This is a genomic window from Alkalimonas sp., from assembly GCF_020831925.1.
Taxonomy (GTDB): domain Bacteria; phylum Pseudomonadota; class Gammaproteobacteria; order Enterobacterales; family Alteromonadaceae; genus Alkalimonas.
The window spans coordinates 1-20733 of record NZ_JAFIFQ010000053.1; the positions used below are offsets into that span (position 1 = coordinate 1).

The 20733-nt window shown below is 49.4% G+C and carries 17 protein-coding genes; 3 read left to right on the forward strand and 14 right to left on the reverse strand.

Annotated elements, in window-relative coordinates; genetic code table 11:
• Positions 1-224 precede the first annotated feature (224 nt).
• The 12 genes from JJU14_RS13695 to JJU14_RS13750 form a co-directional block, all read right to left on the reverse strand.
• Positions 225-2318, reverse strand: a complete 2094-nt coding sequence (locus JJU14_RS13695; protein ID WP_228614251.1) for a peptidase domain-containing ABC transporter — start codon at positions 2316-2318, stop codon at positions 225-227.
• Positions 2318-3559: an HlyD family efflux transporter periplasmic adaptor subunit gene (locus JJU14_RS13700; RefSeq protein WP_228614252.1), complete on the reverse strand. Its 1242-nt coding sequence runs from the start codon at positions 3557-3559 to the stop codon at positions 2318-2320. Before JJU14_RS13700 ends, JJU14_RS13695 begins: the two co-directional genes overlap by 1 nt.
• 32 nt (positions 3560-3591) lie before the next feature.
• Entirely contained in the window at positions 3592-4566 is a 975-nt protein-coding gene (locus tag JJU14_RS13705) for a hypothetical protein (protein WP_228614253.1), read from the reverse strand.
• Positions 4541-5782 carry a hypothetical protein gene (locus JJU14_RS13710; RefSeq protein ID WP_228614254.1) on the reverse strand — a complete coding sequence of 414 codons (1242 nt, stop codon included), beginning with the start codon at positions 5780-5782 and terminating at the stop codon, positions 4541-4543. The genes JJU14_RS13705 and JJU14_RS13710 overlap by 26 nt, the downstream gene beginning before the upstream one ends.
• Before the next feature lie 252 nt (positions 5783-6034).
• Positions 6035-6226: a hypothetical protein gene (locus JJU14_RS13715; protein ID WP_228614255.1), complete on the reverse strand. Its 192-nt coding sequence runs from the start codon at positions 6224-6226 to the stop codon at positions 6035-6037.
• Between the two features lie 53 nt (positions 6227-6279).
• On the reverse strand, positions 6280-9396 hold the full coding sequence (locus JJU14_RS13720; protein WP_228614256.1) for a lantibiotic dehydratase: 3117 nt from the start codon (positions 9394-9396) through the stop codon (positions 6280-6282).
• Between the two features lie 29 nt (positions 9397-9425).
• Positions 9426-10616 (reverse strand): lanthionine synthetase LanC family protein, encoded by a 1191-nt coding sequence (locus tag JJU14_RS13725; protein WP_228614257.1) that lies wholly within the window; start codon positions 10614-10616, stop codon positions 9426-9428.
• 159 nt (positions 10617-10775) lie between these two features.
• The gene (locus JJU14_RS13730; protein WP_228614258.1) at positions 10776-10970 is read right to left on the reverse strand and encodes a hypothetical protein; all 195 of its coding nucleotides are present in this window, start codon (positions 10968-10970) and stop codon (positions 10776-10778) included.
• A 255-nt stretch (positions 10971-11225) separates the two neighbouring features.
• Entirely contained in the window at positions 11226-12434 is a 1209-nt protein-coding gene (locus JJU14_RS13735) for a lanthionine synthetase C family protein (RefSeq protein WP_228614259.1), read from the reverse strand.
• A 70-nt stretch (positions 12435-12504) separates the two neighbouring features.
• Positions 12505-12735: a hypothetical protein gene (locus JJU14_RS13740; RefSeq protein WP_228614260.1), complete on the reverse strand. Its 231-nt coding sequence runs from the start codon at positions 12733-12735 to the stop codon at positions 12505-12507.
• A gap of 326 nt (positions 12736-13061) precedes the next feature.
• Positions 13062-13664 carry a redoxin domain-containing protein gene (locus JJU14_RS13745; RefSeq protein ID WP_228614261.1) on the reverse strand — a complete coding sequence of 201 codons (603 nt, stop codon included), beginning with the start codon at positions 13662-13664 and terminating at the stop codon, positions 13062-13064.
• 338 nt (positions 13665-14002) lie between these two features.
• The gene (locus JJU14_RS13750; RefSeq protein WP_228614262.1) at positions 14003-16069 is read right to left on the reverse strand and encodes a protein-disulfide reductase DsbD domain-containing protein; all 2067 of its coding nucleotides are present in this window, start codon (positions 16067-16069) and stop codon (positions 14003-14005) included.
• Between the two features lie 261 nt (positions 16070-16330).
• Here JJU14_RS13750 and JJU14_RS13755 point away from each other — a divergent pair, with 261 nt between their 5' ends.
• The 3 genes from JJU14_RS13755 (at position 16331) to JJU14_RS13765 (ending at position 19563) form a co-directional block, all read left to right on the forward strand.
• Positions 16331-17218: a LysR substrate-binding domain-containing protein gene (locus tag JJU14_RS13755; RefSeq protein WP_228614263.1), complete on the forward strand. Its 888-nt coding sequence runs from the start codon at positions 16331-16333 to the stop codon at positions 17216-17218.
• Between the two features lie 106 nt (positions 17219-17324).
• Positions 17325-17822, forward strand: a complete 498-nt coding sequence (locus JJU14_RS13760; protein ID WP_228614264.1) for a hypothetical protein — start codon at positions 17325-17327, stop codon at positions 17820-17822.
• 409 nt (positions 17823-18231) lie between these two features.
• Positions 18232-19563: a PQQ-binding-like beta-propeller repeat protein gene (locus JJU14_RS13765; RefSeq protein WP_228614265.1), complete on the forward strand. Its 1332-nt coding sequence runs from the start codon at positions 18232-18234 to the stop codon at positions 19561-19563.
• Position 19564: 1 nt separating this feature from the next.
• On the opposite strand, the gene JJU14_RS13770 is transcribed toward JJU14_RS13765, so the two are convergent.
• Both JJU14_RS13770 and JJU14_RS13775 read right to left on the reverse strand, forming a co-directional pair.
• Positions 19565-19993, reverse strand: a complete 429-nt coding sequence (locus JJU14_RS13770; protein ID WP_228614266.1) for a GNAT family N-acetyltransferase — start codon at positions 19991-19993, stop codon at positions 19565-19567.
• 87 nt (positions 19994-20080) lie between these two features.
• Positions 20081-20733: amidohydrolase family protein (locus JJU14_RS13775; protein ID WP_228614267.1), on the reverse strand; the 653-nt coding region annotated here is incomplete at its 5' end.

Below are 20733 nucleotides of genomic sequence, written 5' to 3' on the forward strand. Positions count from 1 at the left end.
TGCAACCTAAACATGGCGCAATTATGGCGCAGTTGACAAAACTGCGCCAGTTTTTTTTAGCAAAAGTGGCGCAGCTCTAGGCGACAGTAATCTGGATATGCCTAAACTAGTAGACGCAGCCTGCTAAGTCGCATAAAACTAAAGATGGCTCTGATACAGCAATCAATAGGCTAGCTCAATAGTTGACCGTACCCGATCAAGTTAAACCACATGAAGCATCAACTTCATATCATTGATTTCAGCTCAACGACTCGATCCACCGAAGCAATCGTCTCAGGCCGGTGGGCTATAACCACCCGGGTGATATTCAGCTGCTGAATGGCTTTGCTGACAAAGGATTCAGTTTTGGTATCCAGGTGACTGGTGGCTTCATCCATAAACAGGATCCGTGGTTGCCGATACAGTGCTCTGGCCAGCAAAATGCGTTGTTTCTGACCACCGGACAGCGCCGACCCCATATCGCCGATCAAGCTGTTGTAGCCCATTGGCATCTGTTCGATGTCCTGGTGCACTGCGGCCATCTGAGCGCACTCCACCACCCGGCGCATATCAAATTGTTCTTCAAAGAACACGATATTATCGCGAATGGAGCCGGATAACAGCTGATCATCCTGCATTACCGCAGCAATCTGACGCCGGTAATTGGCAAGCCCCAACTGCGGTAGCGGTATGCCATCCACCAGCACTTCCCCTTGGCTTGGCTGCAACAAACCCAGCATCACTTTCATGAGGGTGGTTTTACCGCAACCCGAAGGGCCAACCAAAGCGACCGACTCACCGGGTTCAATCACTAGGTTAGTATCCTGCAGTACCGGCTTGGTCACATCACTGTAGGAAAAGCTAATGCTTCGAAGCTCCAGCCGCCCATCCAGCAAGCGCGGTTCACGCTCTTGCTCTGGGTGGACCTGCTCTTTACTCGTCAGGGCAATATCACCCAAACGCTCAAAATGCAGGCTGAGCATACGGAATTGAATCATCTTTTCCACCAGTCGTGCCATCCGATCCATAAACTGGCTTTTATACGCCATAAAAGCAAACAACATACCGGTACTAAAACCACCTGCCAGTACTAGCCGTGCAGCCAGATAGACCACCAAAATATTCTCAAGGCCAAAGAGCAGGCGGTTGACGGTTTGGTAAGAAATGTTGAAGACCCCAAGGCGAATGGACTGGTTGGTCGCATCGATAAAGTGGTTCTGCCATAGCCCCTCGCGTTTGGCCTCAGAGCCAAACAGCTTGATGGTTTGAATGCCGCGCACCGTCTCCATAAAGTTGGAGTTTTCCTTAGCCTGAGCCAGAATCTCTTGCTCAGACACCGCACGCAAAGAGCGATACATCGCCAACCGAAAACCGGCATACAGCAACACTGCAGCCAACACCACCAGGCTAAGCATGGGACTATACAGCAGGATCACCGCCAAAATCGCTATCGCCATCAGGCCATCGATGATGGCTTCGATCACTCCTGTAGTTAACAATTCCCGCACCTGACGCAAAGAGCCAAAACGGGAGACCACATCGCCCATATGGCGCTTTTCAAAGTAACTCAGAGGGAGACGAATGAGATGATGAAATAAATTGCCTGCCATCTGAATATTAAGCAGGCTGCCAAAGTGCAGCAACACAAAACCACGCACGGCGCTGGTCGCCACTTCAAACAGCAGCACCAAGGCAAAACCTAAAGCAAGCACCAGAAGTAAGCTGGTATCACTGGTCAGAATGACATCATCCACCACCAACTGCATGTAATAGGGCGCTACCAAGGTAAACACCTGCAGCAGAATCGACAGGGTAAACAGCAATACCAGGGAACGCTTCAGGCCAGTAATTTTTGACCAGAAATTCGATAGTCCCAAACGAGTCTGGCCCTGCTTTAGCGAAAACTCATTGGTCGGCAGCAGCTCGAGTGCTATCCCGGTAAAGTGTTTACTGGCCTCTTCCCACGTTAACTTGCGCAAGCCCATCGCAGGATCATGGATCACAACCTGACCACCCCGAGCGGACCTCAGAACGACAAAGTGATTTAAGTCCCAGTGCAAAATGCAGGGTGTTTTCAGCGCAGCCAGATCATCCAGTTCAATTCTAAGCGGCCTGCTGGACAGCTGTAGCTTCTCAGCAAAATTCATCAGATCAAGCAAAGTACAGCCTTCAATCGACAGCGAAAACTTTTGCCGTAATTCATTCAGGCTAGCTTGGTAACCATGAAAACCGGCCACCATTGCCATGCAGGCAAGCCCACACTCCGCCGCTTCGGTTTGATGGACCATTGGCAGGCTGCTTCGCTGCCAGAATGTCAGTTTCTCGGTCATGGCCTGCATTACAACTGTCCTTTAAGGCTGTATATCGGATCAAACAACCATTGCAGCAAGCTGCGACGCTCGGTAATAATATCGCCGTCCAGCGTCATGCCGGCTCGCAGCGGTAGCTCTCGGTTGTACGCCAGTATCTGTTGCTCACTCAGCCTTACCCGAACCCGATAACTTGGTTCCGTCAACTGCATATCCGTGACTTCATCAGGTAAGAGCACCGTTTGGCTGATTTCATGTACCTGCCCTTGCTGTACCCCAAAACGCTCGTACGGAAAAGCATGGAAGCGCAATCGAACCTCCTGACCAGTATCAATGAAGCTGATTGCCCGCGTGGGCACATAAACAATGGCTTCCAGCTCTGCGCCTTGGGGCAGTATGCTCAGCACGATACTGCCAGCACTCATAAAATGGCCCTGCCTGGGTAAAATGCCACTGACTACGCCGGCCTTGGGCGCGGTGATCACACTACGCTGTTCATGCTGCAGCCGGGTCCGTTGGTTGCGTAGCTCTGAAATTTGATTGTCCAACTGACCCAAAGTGGCCTGATGGTCTAGTGGTAGTTGTTGTTGCAAACTCTGCTGCTGTTTTAGCTGCTCCTGCAGTGTCAGCTGCTGACCTTGCAAAACTTGCTCCTGCTGCTGCAGGGAAAGCAGGGTATCTTGCTGGCGACTCAATTCCAGGTTGGAAATAAAGCCCGTGCCGGATAACTGGGAGATTTGTTCGACCAGATGTTGGTTAAGTTCCAACCGCTGCTGAAAGGTCCTTTGTTGCTGCTCAATCTGGTTTAACTGTTGCTGCGCACTGGCAATGCGTTCAGCCACCTCCTGCAGACGTATACGCTGACGGTCGATTTCCTGCTGTTTTTGCTGTTCCAGATTGGCCAAAATAGCAGCCAGCTCCTGCTGCAAGGAAGCATTCAACTCAGAGTGTTCTGATGAAAAATGTTGCATGGTTAACTCGAGCAAAGGCTGCCCGGCTTCCACTCGCTCGCCTTCCTGCACCAACAATTGCTGCACCGTTCCTGGCTGCGAGGTTTGCACCCGGATCACCCCCTGCTGTGGTTGCAACACACCAAATACCACCGTTTTACGGCTGTAGCTGCCACTCAACAAAAAAATTAGCGAGCACACCACAATAAAGGCTATCAGGCCTGTTAGCCAGGCAAACGCAGGTACTTGCACCAGGCTAACCTCGCCTTGCATGCGCTGCGACTGTTGCGCTAAGACTTGCTCACGAAAAAGGGATTTCATACTGTTCCTGAAGCATCAGTTTGTATAGAAAATTAATCACTGGAGCTAAAATTATTACTCATCTGTATTAACTGCTTAGCAAGCTCTAAACTTATTTGCCCATCCAAAATCTCATCGTGGAGTCCCCAAATGCCTTCAGGGTTTACTTCAAGGAAGTAGTAGTTACCACTTTTGTCTTCTATCAAATCAAAGCAGCCACTGAACAAGTTAATTTCTCTCGAATACGTTAGCAACTTGCTTTTAATTTTATCTGGAATATCACATGGTTGATAATTTACCATCATCCCACCTTGCCTGTAATCAACTTCCATAATTGGATGTTGGTACGGGTCAATTCTGAATGTAAAAAAATTACCATTTATATAAATGCACCTATACTCAAATTTTTTATCAACTTCCTCCTGTATCAGAATATGGAAAGGTTCAGAATCATCTGTCTTTGCATTTAAATAGTTGATGTCTAATCGGCAGGTTGGGATCGCTTCTTGCGTAATTTTATTTTCTTTAAGAACAGGAATGCCTGAGTTACCGACACATTTTGTAATAAATTTATTTCTTCCGCTTGTCCAATGTCGAATATCTGCTATTGAGTTAGAGACAATAGTCTTTGGAATCAAAAGCCCGTGTCTTCTGGCCAAATCAAGCTGGAGAATCTTTCTTTGGGAAAGATAATCCATAGATGGCCTGTTAAATATTAGATTCTCATAAAGTGAAATAAAGTTTAAATAACTTTCTTTTCGGAAACTCCCACTTAAATAATTATCTATCCAAACCTGATCAGTGCCAAAGTTTGAAAACAATATCTTAGTACAACGCCATGCGCAGGTGATTTGTTCAACAATTTCACCATTTATGGTTAGAGAAGCTTTATTTTCTGAAGAAAAACAAAATGATATAAGCTGGTCTTCTGAAAAATCTATTAACACTGGGTTAATACCCTGTCGAACTAAAGCATCAAACACATATGCTATTTGAGCTACTTTACGACTTCCAATTAGAGCGATCAATTTCAGCACCTACTTCTATATTTTTTAAAAAGTGAAAGCCACTACCTCTCGAAAAATCGATTCGAAAACTACCAGCAGGAAGAAACAAATAATTATCTCTAGCATTACGAATTAATATCTTATCAATTGGGACAGCAAACTCCCGATCACCTTCAGAAATTGCCCTCACCACAATTGGAGGTTCAACGCCAAGTTGAGTCAAGTCAACCTCGACTTTAAAGCGATCATGATTAATCCAACTTTCATGCCTCAATTCTACGCTGTATTTTGGGTGGAAAACTGTTATATCGACATCGCCTTTATAACTTTCTGAAACTAGCCAATGATCCTTTTCTCTTTGAAGTATACTTGGCTTACTTATATCAAACTGTTCAGAAACAAAGTCGAGTACTGGGTCATTCAGCATTGGATAACTGCTATGAGTACCACCTACCTGATCAATCAAGAGTGGTTGAATACCAGTCTTGTTCTGAAACAAGTTTGCCATGGTTGCTAAACCATTTGAAAAATGGCCTCTTCGAATATGGCCATAACCAGCGTAGACAAAAACTTTTGCCTCTGGTACTTCAACCAGAAGTTTCTGAAGATTTACCGCTTGTGTATTTTCTCTCTCTTCCATGCTCTTGGCGCCATGCGCTTCGTAAGCATAAAGTACAAACCCCATCTTAATACTTTCTCTTATGAAAAATGCAAAAGCCGGATCAGAAGTATAAAATCCTGTCGTTGGGTTTTTATAGGTCGCATAACCATTATTCACAGTATCTGCAATACCCTCTTGTGATAAGGCTTCAATAGCAATATGAGTGAACCCCCGTTCACGCAAGCCTCTAGCCAACTGCAAGGCAAAATGCCTATGCGCCGACTGGTGATGTGATTCATTCAACATCACCACTCTTTTATCAGCAGCTAATTCACTAATCTTACTGACCGCATCATAGATCACTATATTTTCAATAGGGTAAAATACTCTGCTATTCTTCCCATCGCTGACTTCATGCGCCCTAATCAACTCATCCGCTTTATCATTCATGCCAACAAATGAAAATGCAATGCCAAGGTTAAGTTGTGAGATAAACCCTTGTCTCCTCTCAAAGCATTTCATAGCTTCTAACGTATTCCCTTCCAATAAACTATTTTCACAAGTAGCTAAGTTAGCTTGATCATTAGAAGCGAAAACAAATGGCATGTACAATAAATAAATGTAAATAAATCGCATAATTCTCATATAATCATACACCATGAAAAGGCTACTACATTGAAGCCTTTAATATATTAGATATTTACAAATCAAGCTGGATCTAACTTTATTTCACTTAAGCCGCCATTAGGGCAGTATACAGTTGTAATCTTACACCCATCACTGCCACCAGTTACCAATTGACTTAATTCGTCATTCAATTGGAAATGATTCTGTAAATCATTTTTATTACTTTCAAGGGTGCTAACGAACAAACTTTTCATATTAACCTCACGCATCATCTACGGAATACTTGATAGAGCCATCAACTACTTCTTGGGTTATCCTTTTCCCGGCACAACCACATGAGCCAGCAGTAATCTTTTTTAACAGCGCTTCATCGGTTAGTTCCTTTTCCTTAGAAACCTCAAATGACTTAATTAACATTGACATAAAAATCACCTCATCTAATGGCTGATACATTTCAGCAACCAAATTATTACTTTAAAGAAAGTATAATGCAACTTAAATTTAGGTTATTTTTTGTAAAAAATACGTTTTGATAAATAAAAGCGCCGCAAAAAGTCATACACCACAAACTCCTGCTCACGACCATAAGCTTTAAACAACCTGTTATTGAACATATGCAGCACAGAGTGCAGTATCGTATCCACACTGCAACTAAGCGACTGATCTTGCTGCAATTCAAAGATATGACTCGCTATTGGTTCCAACTGCTGTTGCAAGCGTCGGCATAATTGCTGCATTTGTCGAAGCGGCTCTGTTTCGGTATCGTTCGCCATGTCTGCGAAGTCATGTTGCAAGGTGCCTTGAAAATCCCGATATTTCTTTCCCAGCTGCGTCCGAAGCTGCGCATGCTCGCGAAACTCCTGACCAAAGCCTTGTCGTAACCCACTGATGAGCTCCAGCTTCTGCGCTAGTTCGTAACCAAAGGCTGTAAGTAGGGTGTCCACACCCAGCAATGCCATGCGCCAGCGCATCGACTCACCGTAGTCACGACTTAAAAGGAGTGTTTGGACCACAAAGTCACTATCGACCTGAAACACTTGCTCAACCAGCGCCATCGCCGCATCACCACCATAACGCTCCACCTCGCGTTGATAGGTAAACAACTCAATGCGATGCACTCGCCCGCAATCTAAAGCGGACGCAAGTTTTTGTTGCAGCAGCGGCAATACCTGGCCATAGAGCACAGCGGGTTCTCCCAGCAAACGTAATCGCAGATGCCAATCTGGATCGCCATAGCGTATAAAAAACCACTGCTTAAACAGCCCCTGCTCTCGGCACTGCTCTAGTAGAGGATGGATGTCGTCCAGCAAGACTAACTCTGCCGTGCTTTGAGCCGCATAAATTTTCAGGCTAAACCACTCCGAGCCTGGGGCAAAGTTACGCTGAATGGTTATGTCCAGCTGCTTTGCCGGATCTGGATGTAAGGTGACAAAGGGTTTTGCGGCCGGGTTGAGTATTGGGATAAGAATTTCGTGAGCAAAAGGCCCTTCATCATTGGCAACCAAGCTCTGGTATTGCATCGCCAGTGACTCTTTCAATGGTACCTTGAGTCGATGCAAGGTCTCGCTCAGTAACACAGACACCATGGCTGGATTATGCAGATCAATGGTCAGCACATTGTCACTCACGGCATAGCAAACATAGCGGGGCAGCTGGTAGCGCTCCCCCAGTGCGTGCCACGCATCAGCATTCCAGCCCTTTTGGTGTATCAGAGCTTCCAGCATGCTGCGTTCAACCAGCCACTGCGCCTCACGAACAATCACATTATCCAACTGAATGCGCGGTTGATACTCTAAATACTGATAGCTGGCTGGTGCATTAAAGTTAGCAAGGCGATTCTGTTGGTGTTGCAACATGCACAGAAAACGATACACCCCCAGACTGCGGGCTGAAAAGTTATGCGCCGATGTTAAGCGCGGAATCACTTGTTTCTTCAGTGTCCTGGACCATAGCTTTACGTGCCCCGCCTCGACAAAGACATAAAGATCCTGCAGCGAAATTTGTTGCTCTGCAGGCAAGCCCGAGTCGCCCAGAAACACAATTTCATACTGCCGCAGTGCTGGTCTGGCAATCACATTGCCCGGCCTGCCATCAGGGGTATGGACGACTTCGGCAAAAACGACATCCGGAGACAACGCCTCCTCGGCCGCCAGGTATTCGCGCACTTTTTGCAACAGCGTGGCATCCAGATGGCAAAAACGCCCCAGCAAATTGGCGCCGGATGGACCGGAGCAGCCATGCAGGTACAGTAAAGTCTGACCATCTGCATCCCGGTAAGCGCTAAGATTGACGGCAAAGGCTGCCGGCAACTCTTGCCATAAAGACTTTTTATCCAGCGACTTGAGCAAGTCGTCACTTTGCAATTGAATGAACTTGCCTTGCTCCTGCTGCGGAAGCTGTTGCAATAGCTGTTTTTCCAGAGCTGTTGGTGGCTTATTGTTGTTATTTGTTTTCTCCCTGGCGATATTTATACCGGCCAGTAAAGGTGTTTCATACCCCGTGTCTGTTGAGAATGGAATACCTGCTTCCTCATCCAGGACTTTAAGCAAAGGCACAAACTGCCCTTCAAAACGTTGCTGAAAACTGGTGATAAATGATTGAAATGGGCTTTCATCATCAGGACTCTGCGCTTTCAGGGCCAACAAAACCGGTTCAATTCTTGCCAAAACGTCATGTTGCAACGCACAATGTTGCATGGCTCGCAGCACATCGGTCTGGAACAGTTTATTTTCAGCAACCGGATAGGGTAGTTGCTTTAGCTGCTTGGTCACATCCCGATAGTCCTCTGGCTTTGCACCACGCGTGTCAAGCTGAGTGAGTTGCTGCATCGCCGAAATCAGTTGTTCACTTTCAGTAACATTCCCTGCCAGTCGCAATTGTTCAGCAAAAGCGAGGCCAGGCTGAGCACTGGTGATTGGCAACTGCAGCTGCGCGACCAATATTTGCTCCTGAATCAACTGGCTGATGTAGTGTTGTACATCGTCTGGTGCAGCCTCGGGAAAGGTGTCCATAAACCGGGCTGCCAATACCGATACCGGGCATCCTGGTTCAGCCAACTGCAGCATCACCTTTAGCGCTTCGTCCTGCTCCACTGAGCTCAGTCTGTATTGGCGTTGTGCTGCCGACTGATAGGACTCAATGTAATGCCAAGTGCTACCTAGTAAATAAAGGGTTGTATTAGGCCGATAACAGAGCAGCTCACGGCCCTGCTCAGTTTGCGCCCATTGTTGCTGAATCGTACTCAGGTAATGCATGTCCAGCCGTGTCTTTCGAACATCCTCCATTAAACTGCACGGAATAAGCCCGGTAGTATCGGATAGTTCACCTAAGGTAACCCCTGAAAACAACCCAAAGGGAGTAGGCCGGCTGGTCATACGAACAAAGTACTTTAGCAAAGCCGCTGTCACTTTTTGCGCAGATTTCGTATCCGGCTTACTGCGCCACAGCTCCAGCCGCTCCAATAACGAAGGGCTGGCGATGTAAAGGGCCTCAATCACGCCTGGAGACGCCAGCCAACTTTCTAAGTAATCTTGCAGCCCTGGATTGTCCTGGGGTAATTCGATGAGTTTTTTCAGACTTAACCGGGGCAGGCGGAGCACGATCAAGTTTGCTACTGAAGTCATGTTACTGCTCATAGTCGTCCTTTATTCTTCTAGGCCAAGAGGAAGGCATCAGCCCAGTCCGGCGCAACCCCCTGATTTGCCAGCAAGCAAAGACCGATTCCTGACAAGCCTTCAAGCAAGCCATGCTCCATAACGTAATCACCAGATTTGAAGGCATAAAGCCCCGGGATCCCATCCTCCCGGTAGCGTCTTAACGTATGCTCGCACCAATAGTCCGAAGCCTTGGCTAAGGCTGGGTCGGGGATAATGTTATTCAGCAATTGAAATATAAGCATCAAACCTGCACTGCCATGACACAAACCTGCATCCACAACCATGGCACTCTTGGCATCACGACTGGCTGCGTGAATGGCAACTGTGCGTGCAAAGCTTGTTAAGTCGGGCCGTTCTAAAGCTGCACCAGCTCTGGCAAGGGTTAAGGCTATGGTTAGATCGCCATAACACCAGCCTAACCGACTCGGATGCTGCTCCCCACTGCAATGTGAGAAGAAGCTGCGCTCAGGATTGGCAGATAGGGTTTGGCTGACCAACCAATTGCACCCATCAGAAACGAGCTTTCTGGCCTGCAAATTTCTGTCGGAATGCTCAATGGCCGGAAGTAACGCACAAATAACTGCAGGTACGCCATGGGCAAGCCCAAGATTGTACTCTGGCTTTTCAGGATGGTTTTTATCAAAACGGTAAAGTGAGTGGGCTGGTGTGGACCAGCAGCAAGCTGTTTTCGACTCGTACATCGCAATTTTTGAAAATGCATCCACAATCGCAAAATAAAGCTCTGATTTTTTATGATTTCTGCATCGTCTTGCAGCGAATGCGGCCACTCCGCTTAGTCCAAGTACAAACTCAATATCACCAGCCCATGTATCATGCCGACGAATATCAGCAAGCAGGAAGTCTTCGATTTCTTGATTAAAGTCTGGATCATAATCATCGGCCTGCTCTGCAAGCAACAACTCCAAAAGCCAGCCATAACCAGCCAAACCATAACCAAAAGTAGTATTGCGACCCAGCAGATGTACTGAGCTTGTGATTTGTTGCAGATCTTGCTGAAACTGAATCGTATCAATTGCGCAGAAATCAGCCTTAGCAGCGTACCACTGAAACAACAATGGTCCCGGTAAGCCCGTAATCAGCGATAAATTTTTGTCGCGCCTTTCCGATAATTGCGTAACCTCAAGCAGATGCTGGATGAGTGCTCGGACTTCTGGGTTAACCGACACAACAACCCCTAACCTTCTCTTTCATACGTTTTCACTGCCTTTTATCATCATTTTAATTGCAGCAATTCAGTTCAAAGTGACTCATTCAAACATCAAACATGTTGCATCGGGAGCTGCACACCAGCGACTTAGCATTGGTGTGCAGTAATAGCTTGTATTTTAGAACTGCTTGCAGCTGATAAAGGTCGTGCAATCTGCAAATGAGTGGCAAGGGCTACTGTGGTTATTACCACCGCCAATTTGCGGAGTTAATTCATCAGCAAGCACGTTATCCTGTGGTAACAGCTCATTCGGAAGTACTTCGTTATCGCGGGACAGTTGGGCAAGCTCGGACTTTTTTAGGTTAAGTTTCATTTATTATTTCCTTTTTGGATTTTATTGAAATTATATCTAATCACTGGGCAAGCCAGCACGACCATTTATAACATTAGAAACATTAAAAGAAAGTGAGCTTATCTGATATCACAAAAATATCATCGATTTATCATGCCTGCACGTTCCTGAATTTACCACTGAATGATTGGTAACTGGCTAGGAAATACGGTTTGAGGCAGTCTAAGGCGCTTACTACTCATCACACATCTTTATTTCTTATTCGTTGTTTTCAAGTTAGGTAAGCAGCAATGCATCCGCCCAATAGGGTTCAATTTCGAGCTCTGCCAGCAAACACAACCCTATACCCGCATAGCCATTAAGCATTCCGCTCTCCGGGATATAGATGGCTTCCTGCTCTGTATTACGAAAGGCATTGAATCCTTCCAGCCCCTGCTGTTCATAACGGCTTAATGTATCGTTCTTCCAAAATAACTTTGCCGCCAGTAACTTTGGCTCAGGAAAGATGCGGTGCAATAGTGAAAACATCAACATCAGGCCAGCACTGCCATGACACAAACCGGCATCACGGATTTGTGCACTTGCAACATCGCGGCCGGCAGCATGCAAAGCAATCTCTTTTGCCACCCCAGAAAAAGGGGCATGATCCAGTGCAATACCAGCTCTGGCGAGTGTTAGTGCAATGGCTAAATCGCCATAGCACCAACCCAGCCGGGAATTGCGTTGTGTAGAAGCCAGATAGCCAAAGTAGCTTCCAGTTTCAGCAACGGCTTGTCGTTTTGCTAATAACCAATTGCAACCATGCAATACCAGTCGCCTCGCTTCTGCGGCCAGTGTTGGGTGCTGACATGCTGGGATCAGTGCAGCGATGACGGATGGAATACCATGAGCTAAGCCAAGATTAAGCTCTGGCTCATTGCTTTGGGGATACAATCTGTACCCTGAGTCTGCTGGCGTTGGCCAACAACATTGTTGCTCTGCAACAGGCTGTGCCAAGTTGCTAAAATGTCGCACCAGGGTGGTGTAGAGTTCTACTTTATTTGCTTGTTCCATTCGGCGCCGCGCATAGATGGAAACACCGCTTAAACCCAACACGTACTCAATCTCACCGGGCCAATCGGGCACAGACAACATCTGCTGAATGATACGGTCAGTATTGGTATTAAACTCGGCGGTGTAACCGTCGTCTTGCTCGGCTAATAGCAACTCATACAACCATGCAATACCACTCACCCCATAACTGGCGCTGTAATCTTGCAATACCATACCGGTCTTTTTTTCTAACAGAGCCAGCGCTTGTTCAAGCGCTTGCTCAGACTCTGCATCCAGAGATACTTTGCGAAAATACCACAGAAACAAGATATGTCCTGCAAGACCACTGACCAAACCGGGTTGCAAGCTTTGTATATCTTGTTTAATTAAGTGGTGGGCGATGTCCTGAATCGCTTGGTTCGTCAGCCGCTGCTGGTTGGTAACATCAATCACGATCATACAACCTTAGTGATTTGTACGACAGGAGCAACACGCTCCCGCCGCACAGCAAGTTTAGTCTGGATTAGTAAACTTCCGGACAAGTATGCATACCGCAGGTTTCACCTGGCATAAGGGTCGGACGACAAAATACGGTATCATTACCACCGCCGCAGCCAGCTGCTGGAGTTGATGGGGTAGGACAACAATTGCAGGTGCAATTACCACCGCCAACTTGAGGAGTCATTTCATCAGGCAGGACCTTGCCGTCATGAGATAAGTTTACTAATTGAGACTTGTTGAGTTTAAGTTTCATTATTTTTTCCTTTTGAACAGGATGAATTTATAATAACGCCAACATGGCGACAAACAAGTAACAACAAATACAACAAAAATCAATTAAACAGACCCTTATATCATCAAAATATCACATGATATTTCTGCTATATATGCTCAAAATAGGTTGAAGAAGCGAGCTGGTTAGGCATGCTTTGAATCACAAACCAGATGCAATTGAACAGTTGCAAAGGGGTAGCAAGCACACTCAGCTTTGCTAAAGCAGCTACTTGAAAAAATCAGGTTTTAAAGGCAGGAGAAAGAGCAGACAGCCACTTAAAGCAGCTGCCTGGAAAGACTGGCTATTTAGTACTTGATGCTACAGCCATAAGGCCGGGTGACGGGTTTGCTCACCGGCTGGCCAGCGAGCACTTCGTTGCCAGCATTGGCGAGGTAAGCCTCAGCTTTGGGGATATCGGCCGGGTTGGCTGTTGGGATGCTGTCGATACCGCCCATATACAACAGGTTGCCATCACTACCAATCACGTACATATGCGGTGTAACGCGGGCATCGTAAGCGCGGCCCATGGTGCCGCTCTCATCCAGCAACACCGCCGTTGGCTGTGCACTGCGGCTGGCAGTTAGTTCATTGGCTTTTGCCGGGCTAACATGGCCCTGGCTGCCTGGCTTGGAAGAAATCACACTCAACCAGACGGTATCGGCATCAGTAAAGTGCTGCTGTAAGCCTTGCATATTATCGCTGACGTAGTGTTTAACCACAAAAGGACAGTCGTGGTTGGTCCACTCCAGGATCACATTCTTGCCGGCAAAATCTGCCAGTGAATGGGTCTGTCCATGGCTATCGACCACGGTGAAATCCGGAGCCGGAGCGCCGATTTGTGGCGCGGCGGCCACCGCAGTCACCGTACCAGCCAGCGCCAGGGCGCTGAAGAGTTGTTTAAGTTTCATGGTATTACTCCGTTTCATTTTTACGTAAGCAGCCACTACGGCTCTGGCTGCATGATAGATGTCAGGCACTAACTACCTGACGTTGTATACCCAAGTAACCTCAAGATGCGAGTTTCAGAGTCGCTGGGCGCTTTCAATGCAAGGCACACTGGCGACGCAATGTCGACCACCTTGCTAGCCAGAGTAACACTGCAGTGGAAGCGTCCAGCGGCTCCCGTAGGGCGGGGCTAAAAGCGCTTTAAGCGGCGTTAGCTGTTGTCGATTTGGAGCCACCAAACCTTCCAACAACTGCCTTGCCTAAAGTGCTTTTATCTACCGCTGAAGCCTGCATCTTGAGGTTACTTGGGTATATTAGCCAATTGCGCCAGCTGATCGCGTAGCGTATTTGGCGTTAAAATCTGTGGCAGGATTTTTGGCTCTTGCCCCGGCCAGTACAATACGTATAAAGGCACACCATCGCGCTGATACTGTCGCAGATAAGCGCTAATATCCGCATCCCGCAGCGTCCAATCACCTTTTAAGTAGGTGACGCCGTAATCCGCTAAAGCCTGACGGCTGCTGTCGGTATCCAAAGCGACACGCTCGTTTACCAGGCAGGTGATGCACCAATCTGCGGTCATATTCACCAATACCGGCTGCTGTTCTGTCTGAAGCTCTGCTAAGCGCGCCGGACTCCAGGGCTCCCAGTGCGCCTGTTCCGTTGGTCCCTGACCATCACTTTGGGGTTGAAGTAAGACCAGCAAGAGCACGGCCAGTAGGGCGAATACCCAACTAAGCTGTGGTGCCAATCGAAAGCCCTGCCCCAGCTGCTGACGGCCCCAGAGCCACAGCGCAGCAGCCAGGCAGACCAAACCAACCAGTACCAGCGCCTGAGCGTCGACCCCAGCCTGGCGGCCCAATACCCATAGCAACCAGACGGTGGTTAAATAAAGCGGATACGCCAGCCACTGCTTCAGTGTGTCCATCCAGGCACCGGGTTTAGGCAACAAACGCGCCAGCCTTCGGCTGTATGCCAGCAGCAGAAACGGCAATGCCATGCCAAAACCAAGGGCTAAAAACACCATCAAAGCCACAGGTGCCGATTGCGTGACCGCATAACCAAGGGCTGCACCCATAAAAGGCGCAGTGCAGGGGCTAGCCACAATCACCGCCAACACCCCGGTAAAGAAAGACCCCTTAGCGCCTTGCTGTTGACTCAGGCCAGAACCCAGCTGCATCAAACGTCCGCCAAAATGCACCAGGCCGGACAAACTCAAACCCAGCGCAAAGAACAGGTAAGCCAAGGCGCCAACCAACCAGGGGTTTTGCAACTGAAAGCCCCAGCCGACAGCAGCGCCAGCAGCTCGCAGGCCAATTAACGCCAACGCCAGCACGGCAAACATGGCCAGCACGCCCAATGTATAACTCCAGGCATCACGCTTTTGCCGGGCAGCATCGCCGCTGTTGTTCGCCAGACTAATGGCTTTTAGCGACAAGACAGGAAAAACACAGGGCATCAAATTCAGGATCAGGCCACCACCTGCGGCCAGCAGCAACGCCAGTAAAAAGGCAGCCAGGCCAAAGTCGGCACTGGCCTGCGCTGGGCCACCAACATCTAACCGCTGCGCTTGCACCACAAAGGACTGAGGGCCACTGGTTAGCACAATCTCAATCTGCTGCGGTGCCTGATGAAAATAAGCATTCTGTGGCTGACGTATCAGTAAACTGCCATCCTGCCAGCTAATATCTTGCTCACGCGCATGCTCGACCAGATCGGTAGCAGCCACAAAGAAGGCATCCACCAACAAATCGTCTTTGGATTCAATCACCGCCGAAAACACCCCATCCTGCACCTGATAGGAAGCGGTACGCTGCAAAGCAACCGGCTGCGCCGCTTTGCCCTGCTCAAATAAAGGCCGGAAATGCTCAGATACAGCAGCCTGCCTGGCCACGGCCAACGGCAACTCAAACGACATATCACCCGGAATACAAATTTCCTCGCACACCAACCAAGAGGCGTCAGCTTTGATGAGCAAACCGGTGCCGGCGTAATCGGCAGGCAGCGTTATTTCGCTGAGCAATACGGTCGAACCTTCGAAACCATAATTCATCAAAGGTGGAATGGAAAAAGCTTGCGGCGTTGGCCACTGGATATCAGAAACCGTCACGCCCTCTGGCAGTTGCCAATGAATTTGGGTTGGCATACCGGAGTCACCCGGGTTTTGCCAGTAGGTGTGCCAATGCTCTTGTGGCAATAAGTGCAGCGCCAGCAAAAATGTTTGGCCAGGGGATACCGTCTGGTGCGAGCTCACCAGCTCCACCTGAATATGCGGTGCCTGTTTCCAGCCAGTCGAAACCGCCTGTGCGGATGCGGCCAGCACAGCAAGGAGCAGAAACACTAAAACCATCAGCAACTGTCGGATCATGGAGTCACACATTTTATTGTTTGGCAGTTCAGTGTACGCCATCCTGCAAAGGGGTGATCAGGCCCGAAGGCCTTTCTGCGACTAGCTCCCAAAAATAGACGACCAGCCACGATTGCACCAATCGGGTGAGTTGCACCATAAAGGTGCACCAGCAACCCCTATTTTGATTAAAATTCAGACGAAAACCAGCAGGTAAGAAAGGCACAAGTCTTGCTGTACCTTTTCGGTTACTATTACGAACATGACCATCAGGAGTTTTTAATGTCGACACGCCTGCCGCCCCTACGAGGCCTGCGCTGTTTTTGTCTGGCTGCCGACAATCTCAGTTTCAAACATACAGCGGAACAATTATACATCACCCCATCGGCGGTCAGTCATCAGATCAGGCAGTTGGAAGAGGATTTGGGCCTGAGCCTGTTTGTGCGAAAGACCCGGGCGCTGGAGCTTACACCAGCCGGTAAAAGCTTTTACCTGGCCATTCAGCCCGTGATGCAGCAACTGGTGCATACCATCAGTGAGTTCAGCCAAAATGCCGGCAGTAAGGAGGTGAGTATCAGTATGCCAGAGTTTTTTGCCAGCGAGCTGTTTATGCCCAGGCTACGCGGTTGGTCGGCGCAATACCCCGGCATCAACCTGCGCGTGGATACGGTAAAAACCCGCAGCGATCCAAGTCGGCCAACGGATGTTTCTATTATCCTGTCTGGCAGCCCGCCACAAGCGGCACTGTGCCATGAGCTTTTTGCCATCAGTTACCAACCCGCCTGCAATCCCAGCATGTACGAACAATGTAGTCGGCTGGGACTGGATGCACTCAATCAACTCCCGCTGTTGTTGCATCAATCCCGGCCGCACGCCTGGCATCAGTGGGCCGAGTTTGCTGGCATCGAACATTTTCGTCCCAAACAAATCCTGCAACTCGATAGCATGTTTGGCATGGCGCGTGCCGCCGAGCAAGGACTGGGCATTGCCTTGATTCCCATGCCCATTAGCCAGGCTTGGTTTCATAATGGCACTCTGGTAGCACTGTTTGAGGGCAGTTGGACCACCCGCGATAAGTACTACCTGATCCAGCACCGACAGCAGCCAGATCGACCAGAAATTCAATGGCTGATTGACTGGGTGCTGGCCAGTTTTGAGCAGTACAGATGAGTTTTTCTCAGGCATCGGGCTTATTTTTATCGTTTGTCGGATTCAGGGACAATCTCTACAGTTAGGGCTGTCAGCACCTTTTGCTGACAGCAACTGGAGAATCACCATGAACGCGAAATATTCTATGATTGGTTTACCTGTGGCAGCTTTACTGCTTGCCTGCTACGCAGGCTTGGTGAGCGCCAGTAACCTCTATCAAATGGCCATTGTTGAAACAACCCCAGGCGCCAGCGCCATCCAGCAAGGCGATACGGCAAAAGGCCTGAGTAGCTTGCAAACCAGCAAAGTCGATACCGATGCCTTTGCCAGAACCATGGCGCTTTGTGTCGCCAACACCCAGCTGGCCGATATCAGCGGTGCCAGCTCGGCTTGCACCCGCGCCATTAACCTGGCCCGCAGCCAGGCCCAAGCGACTGCGGCAGAACGCCGGGAAATGCAAGCTCTGGCGCTGAGCAACCGCGGTGTGATGCACTGGGTGGCGCAAGATCTGGCCAAGGCACAACAAGACTTTCAACGTGCGGCCAAACTAAGCGACAGCAAACTGGTACAACACAATCTGCAGCAGTTTTCCAACCGGCTGGAAGATTTGACTGCACAGCGTTAATACCATCACAGGGAAACCAAGCCTGGCAGGAAGCCGGGCTTGTTGCATCATGAGCACATTACATCAAGAGTGGCCAGGCAGCTGGCTCTGTCGGCTTACCCGAAACCAAAGCGCAAACCTTTGGTTCAACTGCCGCGGTAGCGTCCCCCTCAAGCTGAGCAGGCCATTCTGTCCGACAACCACTGAGCAACCCGAGGCACAACATTGTCAGCGCTGCATAACGTTTTGTCATAGCATGACACCTTGATTCATCTCCAAAACCGCAGGATGCCTGCTTTGCCGCTGATTCGTCCTGAAGCCCGGTTAAACCATGCCTTAAGAAAGCTAAAGGAGCGAATTAACATCATCTTCAGGACATCCCCCCTTAACCCACTGCAGACTAACAGCTCCTTTTTATGGAGCACAACCTATGCAACGAATCACACACTATCTGCTGGCCCTGTATTTGCTGAGCCATGGCTCTCTGTTATGGGCAGAACGGCAGAGCAGCTTTAAACACAGCACCGACCGGAACAGTTATATTCACGCCTCAATGAAGGGGTGGCAGGATGAACCCAACTGGCAGCTCAGATTACCCGGCCTGGTGGTCAGCTCACCGGTGCTTGCGGGCGATACGCTGCTGCTGGCCTCGGAAAATGGCAATCTGTATGCATTTAACCACCAGACCAAAGCCATCCAGTGGATTTTCCCGACCGATGGCGCACTGAGCGCAACACCTGCTGTGTACAACAACAAGGTGTACCAACTCAGTCTGGACGGTACTTTTTATGCGATTGACTTAACCACTGGTCTGGAGCTGTGGCGCTTTAACACTTTGGGCGAGCAACGCTTCGCTGGCTGGGGCTATCTGGGCATTCAGGCCGATAAGCCTGTCCGCGATCCCTGGGATTTTTTCCTGTCGTCCGCCCTGGTGCATGATGGTGTGGTCTATTTTGGCAGCAGCGATCAGCACCTGTATGCGCTGGATGCCGATACCGGCAAATTACGCTGGGCCTTTCAAACCGGTGGTATGATCCACAGCGCACCTGCCTTGACAGGTGACTTGGTGCTGATAGGCAGCTGGGATGGTGCCCTCTATGCGCTGGATAGGCACAGCGGAGAGCAGCAGTGGCGCTTTCAAACGGAAACCGAACAGAAACTCAAAGTCTGGCATGGCATCCAGTCCAGCCCGGTAGTGGATGAAGACCGGGTTTATATCGGCTCCCGCGATGGCTACCTCTATGCCCTCGATCTTCAAACAGGCACTAAGCAGTGGCGTTACGATGCGGAGCGTTCCTGGATTGTTGGTACCCCATCGTTTGATGACCACAGCCTTTATGTCGGCACCTCGGATACCGGCTGGTTGCTGGCGCTGGATAAAGTGACCGGCAAAGAGCGCTGGCGCCACCGCACCTATGTCTGGACCTTCAGCTCCCCATTGGTATTCGATGGCCAGGTTGTCATAGCCAGTATGCGTGGAGACTTGCTGTTGCTAGATAGTAACAACGGAGACGTGCTGCAAGTGTATCGCACCGACAACGCGACAGAAGACCGCTATCGTGTGCTCAACCAGGAAAGTGGCCGCTTTGATTATCGCAGCATGGTGCAAAATGACTGGCGCCACGATAGCTATGCCATTATGCAGCGCATTTTGCACAATGGCGGCTTTCTGGCGACACCAACCATGCACAACAATCAGCTGTATATCACCAGTACCGATGGTGTGCTGCTGCGCTTTGCATTCTATGAGGCTAACGAGTAACTCAGGGATAGACCAAGGTTAATTGCCAGGCCTGCGTCTCCGGATGCAGGCTACGCTCTTGTAACCGACAGCCAAAGCGGTAATAAAAACGCAGTGCATCCAGATTTTGTTCAAACACATCCAACTCCAACAAAGGCTGCAGCTGGGTAACATGGGTCAGCAAAGTCCAGCCAATGCCCTGTCCTTGCTGCTCAGGGGAGACAAAAAGCGCGGCCAGCTTATGCTGCACCACCGAGACAAAGCCCGCGATAGGTGACGCAGGCGCGGCCTGGTAGACATAGTTCTTGGCCAGCGGCAGGTAGTTGTGCTGCATCGCCATCTGCTGTTGCTGCCAAAAATCTTCCGCAATAAATGGATGCGCCTGACAGGATGCCCGCAACCAGAGTTCAGACAGCTCGACAAAGTCATCCGGTGTTGCCTTTCGAATCATAATAATTTCCATCTCGTCATTTAAGCGCGGCAGATTGCCCCAGGCTTGCTTGAATAACTACTTAAATGTACTGAAGAATGCTGAAGCTTAGTCCAGCAAAGTGCCCTGCCACATTTTTAGTTGAATACGCCGAAGCGCAGACCAGTCGTCCAGCGGGTTGGCATCCAGCACCAATAAACTGGCTTCATAATCTTCCGCGAAACGGCCCAGTGCCCGCTCAGGGAACAAGAAGCGTGCCGTATCCGACACCAACAATTGCAGTAGCTGCTGCTTGCTGAATACATCCAGACTGTGCAGATAGTCCACTTCGGCCAGCACATTGGCATCGAAACGATCCGATCCCATCAAGAGCGGTACTCCGGCCTCCAGCAGCCGCTGCAGATTTTGCCGCTGCAAAGCCTTCACGCGCTCCAGTTGTTCTGGTTGGCTGGCATAAAACAGCGGGCTGACGCCAGCCGTGGCAACCAGTGGGATCTGTTTCTCTGCAGCCAAAGCAATGGCTTCATCGCTCAGTCGGTACAGTTCTGGTGCATAGCCCTGCCACCACTGATAACCAGGCAGATGCGCAATCAAATCCACGCCGGCCTCCACCGCCAGGGCAAAGTCTGCCGCCGACTCGACATGCGCCGCCACCCGCACGCCTTGCTGCTGCAAAAAAGCCACCAGCGGCTTGACCACCTCCTGCTGCAAACCATTGACGCCAAAGTACTGCTGCTCGCCACGACGCTCTGAGCGCTCAT

What these genes read in the sequence shown, in the direction of transcription:
- JJU14_RS13720 (WP_228614256.1), bottom strand. Translation starts at nt 9,396, where the DNA reads ATGACTTCAGTAGCAAACTTGATCGTGCTCCGCCTGCCCCGGTTAAGT.
- JJU14_RS13730 (WP_228614258.1), bottom strand. Translation starts at nt 10,970, where the DNA reads ATGAAACTTAACCTAAAAAAGTCCGAGCTTGCCCAACTGTCCCGCGAT.
- JJU14_RS13765 (WP_228614265.1), top strand. Translation starts at nt 18,232, where the DNA reads ATGCAACGAATCACACACTATCTGCTGGCCCTGTATTTGCTGAGCCAT.
- JJU14_RS13740 (WP_228614260.1), bottom strand. Translation starts at nt 12,735, where the DNA reads ATGAAACTTAAACTCAACAAGTCTCAATTAGTAAACTTATCTCATGAC.
- JJU14_RS13695 (WP_228614251.1), bottom strand. Translation starts at nt 2,318, where the DNA reads ATGCAGGCCATGACCGAGAAACTGACATTCTGGCAGCGAAGCAGCCTG.
- JJU14_RS13755 (WP_228614263.1), top strand. Translation starts at nt 16,331, where the DNA reads ATGTCGACACGCCTGCCGCCCCTACGAGGCCTGCGCTGTTTTTGTCTG.
- JJU14_RS13770 (WP_228614266.1), bottom strand. Translation starts at nt 19,993, where the DNA reads ATGATTCGAAAGGCAACACCGGATGACTTTGTCGAGCTGTCTGAACTC.
- JJU14_RS13760 (WP_228614264.1), top strand. Translation starts at nt 17,325, where the DNA reads ATGAACGCGAAATATTCTATGATTGGTTTACCTGTGGCAGCTTTACTG.
- JJU14_RS13745 (WP_228614261.1), bottom strand. Translation starts at nt 13,664, where the DNA reads ATGAAACTTAAACAACTCTTCAGCGCCCTGGCGCTGGCTGGTACGGTG.
- JJU14_RS13750 (WP_228614262.1), bottom strand. Translation starts at nt 16,069, where the DNA reads ATGATCCGACAGTTGCTGATGGTTTTAGTGTTTCTGCTCCTTGCTGTG.
- JJU14_RS13715 (WP_228614255.1), bottom strand. Translation starts at nt 6,226, where the DNA reads ATGTATCAGCCATTAGATGAGGTGATTTTTATGTCAATGTTAATTAAG.
- JJU14_RS13710 (WP_228614254.1), bottom strand. Translation starts at nt 5,782, where the DNA reads ATGCGATTTATTTACATTTATTTATTGTACATGCCATTTGTTTTCGCT.
- JJU14_RS13700 (WP_228614252.1), bottom strand. Translation starts at nt 3,559, where the DNA reads ATGAAATCCCTTTTTCGTGAGCAAGTCTTAGCGCAACAGTCGCAGCGC.